Raw genomic sequence first — 6,000 nt, forward strand, 5'->3', positions numbered from 1 at the left:
CACAAACTATTCTAACCTGAATAATTCATGCGATTAGTTTGTGTCACATATGAGGCGACTAACTCAGCAGGCATAGTAGCCCATTTCAAAGAGTTAGCACCGAAGCAGATGGCATGAAATAATCAGGCTAAGGGAGGTCTCTAACAAATTTAACGGTCCATTCTTCTGGTAACTTGGGAACAGTTACCCAGTTCATATTCTGGCTCAGACAATTACAACTTCCGCAATTGGTCACTGTTACCGTATAAATATATTGAGTATTTGCGGTATCCTTAACTACTTCGCGATAATAGCTACCTGTATTGGCGGTGAAAGCATACATTCCTAATAAATCATTTTCAGAAAAATCAATTTCAGGCTTAGCGCAATTATTATTGGTGGCCAAAACAGCATCCAATTCCTCATTATTAGTAATCAGAAAGGCTTTATCATAGAAAGGCTCATCGCAGGAATTAATAGAAACAGAACTCACTATTATCCCACTATTTTCTATAGTAGCTTCGCAAGACTCCTCGTCTTTATTACACGAAAAACTCAACATAACTAATGCAGAAATCATTATAATTGACCAAATATTTTTCATCCTCTTATTATTTTGAGGAGGCTAATTTAGACAATTCTGTCAAATTTAAGTCAGGAATGCATGAATCATTGCCGAAGATATTTTCCATTCTTCTTGTTCTGTCTTCATCCAAGTCACGGTAAAAACTCCTTTTAGTTTATTATTTACAGAATCTATAGTCACTTCCACTTCATAAGTCCCTGTATAGCCAGCTCTACTTTCGGTGGACCATTCCTGCATTTTAAAGGTTTTTAAATCCTTCACATTATTCAGGTTTGGCTGAATCCATTTCTCATCCAGCTCTTGAATGCTTTTACAAATAATATCGTTTTCTATTAAGATGACATCCTCTAAAAACATATTCTTTAGTCCATGAGCATTATGCTGATTCCAATTATTCTCCCAATTAGCGATAAGAGTATCGATAGGTGCTTTTTTCATCATTTTGGTTTTAGATTATAATGGTGTAAAAAAAGATTTTTACCAGCCCATTATTTATATTTTCTCTTTATTGTTCTTTTCCTGAATCTCTCAACATAAAGTTAATCAATGTTTTCCATAATTCTACAAAATATTTGAATAAATATTTTTATATTTGAACACACTTAAACCGTAAATACTAGAAATCATGAAAAAAGCCCTACTTCTCATCATCAGCGTCATTATTCTTCAAAATATTTCTGCACAAGATTATATTCCATTTCCTAGTGAAAATGCCCAATGGAATGGATTTCACTTTGGCTATGTTCCGGATATGTGGTCAAGTATTTCAAACTATCATTATATAATGGACGGCGACACGACTATCAATTCAATAGACTATAAAAAGATTTATTTTGAAGATGTAGAATTTGATGAAACGCCATACTATATTGGTGCTTTGCGCGAGGATGAAAACAAAAATATTTTCTTCTTCCCCGATGCAGATTTCCTCCCAACCCCAAGTGGACATGAGTTTCCAAATCATTCAGAAGAGCACTTGCTGTATAGTTTCAATAATTTAAGTGTTGGCATGGAATTACCAATTAATGAAGAAGCCACTACTATTACAGTTAGCTCAATAGATTCCATTCTAATGGGTGATACATATAGAAAAACATATTCCATTCACAACCAACAGTTGTTATTTGGAGAAGAATTTTGGATTGAAGGCATTGGAAGCACAAAAGACTTCTTGTCCCCATTTACTTCGGAGTTTGAATGGGAATTATGGACTTTATGCTATTCTGATACAGAGACCTATTATATCAACTCACCGAATGGACAAGACTCTTGTCACTATTATATCAATGTTGGCATGGAAGAAATGGCTCATGATATTAATACTTATCCGAATCCTGTTCAGGATCGATTAATTATTAAAAACACAGAACTTTCCAAAAGCATGAGCTATAAAGTCATTAATACACAAGGACAGGTTTTAAACTGTGGACAACTCGATATACTAAAGAATGAAATTGATTTTCAAGTTTATCCAAAGGGAATCTATTTATTAGAATTGAATGTGGAGGGCGATAAGATTATAAGAAAAATTGTGAAATAAATTGGAGTACTAATAATTAAACTAGATATTTAGAAGCTATCAAAAGAATTATAATTGCTATTAAAAGTAAGTAGGAATAGACATTCCCAAAATTCAAAGTCCATCCCATTTTAGGATTCTTTTTGGGGACAATTACTCTTGGGTCTTTAGAATTAACATAAAAAGAAGCTTTCCAATTATCAGGATCCTTGAGCATAATATCGTAATGTTTATTCTTTTCTTTCTTTTTCATATGATCAATTTTTATTAAAAAGGGAGCAAAACCCCAAAGGGGATTACCAGCGGGTAATTAAAATTGATGCCCTAAAACCTAGAAGATATCATCCTTATCACATAGATAAAGAATAGCTAACAATTTCGATACTTATCATTAAAGCCTATTCCAGCTTCTATCATTGGTATCACCTTTTTTAATCTCCTTAATCTCGTGGCTTCTTGTTTTGCAGAACCCACATGCTGGGCATACTCACGCTGCTTATATTTACTCAAAGACTCAAATCGCTCTTTTAAAACATGATTTATTTCCAATGCCTCTTTAAGCTCAACAGGAATTAAAACTTCCTTTTTCCTGGAGGGCTTGAGTTCTTTACCCTGCTTCTGGTTTTCTATAGCCTCTTCTATATATATCTTAATGAACTTTGCATCTTGCTCAATGTCTTCCAAATTAGAAAACCGCCACTGCCGCATAGCATTGGTTTTCCCTTCCTGGGCATTCAATAACTTATTAAACTTGTCTTCTAGAAATACACCTTGAAAAAACCACATCCCCACATAGTTTTTAAAAGCCGCCATTCCCAATACATTTTTATTATTGATGGTATAAACGGGTCCTCCCCATTTTATGGTTTCTTCCAATTCCGAATCCTGAATAATTTCTCTCAATAAAAGCAATTCAGCTTGCCATCTCTCATCTGCTAAAATATACTCATCTACTGTGTTTCCTTTTCTCATTTACTTGATTTTGCATTCGCCACAATGCAGTTTTGACTCAATTTTGCATTATCGGGAATGCAATTTACCAAAAAATAAGAAATAAAAGGAATCGGCACTAAAGTCGAAACAGAGTTCTCATTTTTAAACATTCCTTCACAATCTATTCATCATTTAAAAACTTTTTATAATTAGCTTTGCAGAAACCCTATTTATTATGAGCGAAAACATCCAAAAATCATATCAAGAATTAGTTGAACTGAAATTCCAATTATATAATAGCCTTTTTCTAACCTTACCTCTAGATGCCATTGAGCAAACAGGACTCCTTTTACCTTTGCTACAAGAAGCTTGTAGTTCTGGTTTAGAAAAGGAGAAATCTCCCGAACAAATTATCACCGATTTCTTTCAGGAGCATAAAAGCCATTTTACTGAGGAAGAACAAATCACTTTTCTTTTTAAAGTCATACAATATGTAGAAAGACAAATTGTATTGATAGATGCCTTAGAGGAGGCTGCCTACAATAAAATCCACCGCATTAGTGATTCAGACTCCTGGTCAAGAATCAGTAATAAAGTGAAACGTCGTAGGATGGAAGAACAAGCAGAACAAGTGATGAAGAGTTTCGGAGTCAGAGTAGTATTAACTGCTCATCCCACACAGTTCTACCCTGGAGCTGTTTTAGCCATTGCAAGCGATTTAAAGACATCCATAGAAAATGGAGATGTAGCTTTATCACGTGATTTATTGCAACAATTGGGAAAAACCGCCTTCTATAAAAAACAAAAACCAACAGCATATAGCGAAGCCCTAAGCCTGATGTGGTATCTTTCTAATGTATTTTATCCAGCGGTTGGTGAATTAATGGATAAAATTGAACAAGATTTTCCTCAAGAAGAAGGCCAAGAAAACCAATTGGTGAAATTAGGTTTCTGGCCGGGTGGCGATCGCGATGGAAATCCTTTTGTAAAAGTGGATACTACTCTAAAAGTAGCTGAGAAATTACGTTTCAATATTATCGCCTGTTATTCTCAAGACATTAAGGAGCTCAAACGTCGCCTTAGTTTTAAGGTGATAAGCGACATACTCGAACAACTCGACACCGACTTTATTAACGAATTAACTGGAAAAAGCAATAGCTCAAAACTAAATATCAATTACCTTATTGAAAGAATCAATGAGATAGAAAGACTCCTCATAAAGGATCATCAAAGCCTATTTTTAGGAAAACTTCAAAATTTCAAACGAAAAGTAAAAAGCTTTGGCTTCTATTTTGCAAGTATAGATATTCGTCAAGACAGTAGGATGATTGGCAAGGCCTTCCTAGCTCTTGTTGAACAAAATCCTGAACTACTCCCTTCAAATTGGGAACAACTTTCAACAGAATTACAATTAGATTTCCTTCTCAGTCCAAAAGAAAGCATTCAATGGAAACCACTGGAGGATGATGTCCTTCAAGACACTTTAGAATCCTTTGGAGTCATTCAGAAAATTCAAGAAAAAAATGGAGAAGCTGGAGCTCATAGATATATTATCAGCAATTGCCGAGGCTCATTAGATATAGCAAAAGTTAAAGCATTAGCACATTGGTGTGCTTGGGGAAATCAAAAATTGAGTGTGGATATCGCGCCATTATTTGAGACTGTTGATGATTTAAGTGGAGCTGGAGAATCCATGCAAGAAATTTATCAGAATAAAAATTATCAGATCCATCTGGAGCAAAGAAAAATGCAGCAAACGGTGATGCTGGGATTTTCTGATGGTACTAAAGATGGAGGTTACCTCACCGCCAACTGGTCCATACTAAAAGCTAAAGAACAGATGACTGCTGTTTCAAGAAAAAACCAAGTGGAAGTTTTATTCTTCGATGGCAGAGGAGGACCACCAGCTCGTGGAGGAGGAAATGCACATATGTTCTACTCCGCCATGGGGAAACAAGTAGAAAGTCAACAAATACAAATGACAGTTCAAGGCCAAACCATTAGCTCCCATTATGGAATTAAAGAAGCAGCAGTGCATAATTTAAGCCATTTGCTAACTGCAGGCATCGAAAACAATCTTTTCAATAAAGCATCAGCAGAACTCAACCAAGAGCAACGTTCTTTAATGGAGAAATTATCGGAATCTAGCTTTGAAAAATATGAAGCTTTAAAACAGGATCCTCTATTTATTCCATTCTTAGAGGAGCGCAGCACCTTAAAATATTATGGCATGGCCAACATAGGCAGTCGCCCATCGAAAAGAGGTAAAAGTGAAGGTTTAGTATTTGAAGACTTACGAGCCATCCCATTTGTAGGAGCATGGAGTCAATTGAAGCAAAATGTCCCTGGCTTTTATGGTTTAGGAACGGCTCTAGAACAAGAGAATGACAGAGACCAACTAACAGCATGCAAGCAACTGTATCAAGAATCTATTTTCTTCAAAGCGCTTATCAGCAATAGTATGCAAAGCATGAGTAAGACTAATTTTGCACTCACCGCCTATATGAAAGACGATCCTAAGTTTGGCTCTTTCTGGACTATGATTTATAATGAATATCTACTCACCAAAAAGCTAGTACTTGAAATCTCTGGACAGCATGAGCTTTTAGAAGACAATGCCCGAAGTAGAAAAAGTATACAGCTGAGAGAAAAGGTAGTATTGCCTCTACTTAGCATTCAACAATATGCTCTTATCCAAATTCAGAAGATTAAAGAGGGCAACAACAGCCCCTTTGTAAAGGAATATGAAAAAATGGTTATGCGCTCCCTCTTTGGCAATATCAATGCCAGTAGGAATTCTGTGTAAATAATAATTCTTAAGATCAAGGAGAGCTGATATTCATTAATAGGGTTACCCATTTAGTTCACAAATAGTTGTATATGAGTATATTATTTTGTAAATTGTATTCAAATTCAGGAACGATGAGGATACTAAAAAACATTGATAGACAGACGTTTAAAGAAAGATTTACAACAAAAGAAG

The 6,000-nt window shown here is 35.3% G+C and carries 6 protein-coding genes; 2 read left to right on the plus strand and 4 right to left on the minus strand.

Annotated features, from left to right (window positions below; all coding sequences use genetic code 11):
- Positions 1-127: 127 nt before the first annotated feature.
- Both HNS40_RS17305 and HNS40_RS17310 read right to left on the minus strand, forming a co-directional pair.
- On the minus strand, positions 128-583 hold the full coding sequence (locus HNS40_RS17305; RefSeq protein ID WP_172283175.1) for a hypothetical protein: 456 nt from the start codon (positions 581-583) through the stop codon (positions 128-130).
- 45 nt (positions 584-628) lie between these two features.
- Entirely contained in the window at positions 629-1,003 is a 375-nt protein-coding gene (locus HNS40_RS17310; RefSeq protein ID WP_172283177.1) for a hypothetical protein, read from the minus strand.
- Between the two features lie 187 nt (positions 1,004-1,190).
- On the opposite strand from HNS40_RS17310, the gene HNS40_RS17315 reads away from it, so the two are divergent.
- Positions 1,191-2,105 carry a T9SS type A sorting domain-containing protein gene (locus HNS40_RS17315; RefSeq protein WP_172283180.1) on the plus strand — a complete coding sequence of 305 codons (915 nt, stop codon included), beginning with the start codon at positions 1,191-1,193 and terminating at the stop codon, positions 2,103-2,105.
- Positions 2,106-2,121: 16 nt separating this feature from the next.
- Here HNS40_RS17315 and HNS40_RS17320 read toward each other — a convergent pair whose 3' ends face one another.
- Both HNS40_RS17320 and HNS40_RS17325 read right to left on the minus strand, forming a co-directional pair.
- A complete protein-coding gene (locus HNS40_RS17320; protein ID WP_216663699.1) occupies positions 2,122-2,337 on the minus strand; it encodes a DUF5808 domain-containing protein in 216 nt (71 codons plus the stop codon).
- A gap of 116 nt (positions 2,338-2,453) precedes the next feature.
- Complete coding sequence (locus tag HNS40_RS17325) at positions 2,454-3,056, minus strand: YdeI family protein (RefSeq protein WP_172283182.1); 603 nt, start codon at positions 3,054-3,056, stop codon at positions 2,454-2,456.
- A gap of 196 nt (positions 3,057-3,252) precedes the next feature.
- Here HNS40_RS17325 and HNS40_RS17330 point away from each other — a divergent pair, with 196 nt between their 5' ends.
- Positions 3,253-5,823 (plus strand): phosphoenolpyruvate carboxylase, encoded by a 2,571-nt coding sequence (locus tag HNS40_RS17330; RefSeq protein ID WP_172283184.1) that lies wholly within the window; start codon positions 3,253-3,255, stop codon positions 5,821-5,823.
- The last annotated feature ends 177 nt before the right edge of the window (positions 5,824-6,000 follow it).

It is taken from the genome of Lentimicrobium sp. S6 (assembly GCF_013166635.1).
In the GTDB taxonomy this organism is placed as follows: domain Bacteria; phylum Bacteroidota; class Bacteroidia; order Bacteroidales; family UBA12170; genus UBA12170.

Excerpts from the sequence above, each read along its gene's own strand:
- HNS40_RS17305 (WP_172283175.1), bottom strand. The coding sequence starts at position 583 with ATGAAAAATATTTGGTCAATTATAATGATTTCTGCATTAGTTATGTTG.
- HNS40_RS17310 (WP_172283177.1), bottom strand. The coding sequence starts at position 1,003 with ATGAAAAAAGCACCTATCGATACTCTTATCGCTAATTGGGAGAATAAT.
- HNS40_RS17315 (WP_172283180.1), top strand. The coding sequence starts at position 1,191 with ATGAAAAAAGCCCTACTTCTCATCATCAGCGTCATTATTCTTCAAAAT.
- HNS40_RS17320 (WP_216663699.1), bottom strand. The coding sequence starts at position 2,337 with ATGAAAAAGAAAGAAAAGAATAAACATTACGATATTATGCTCAAGGAT.
- HNS40_RS17325 (WP_172283182.1), bottom strand. The coding sequence starts at position 3,056 with ATGAGAAAAGGAAACACAGTAGATGAGTATATTTTAGCAGATGAGAGA.
- HNS40_RS17330 (WP_172283184.1), top strand. The coding sequence starts at position 3,253 with ATGAGCGAAAACATCCAAAAATCATATCAAGAATTAGTTGAACTGAAA.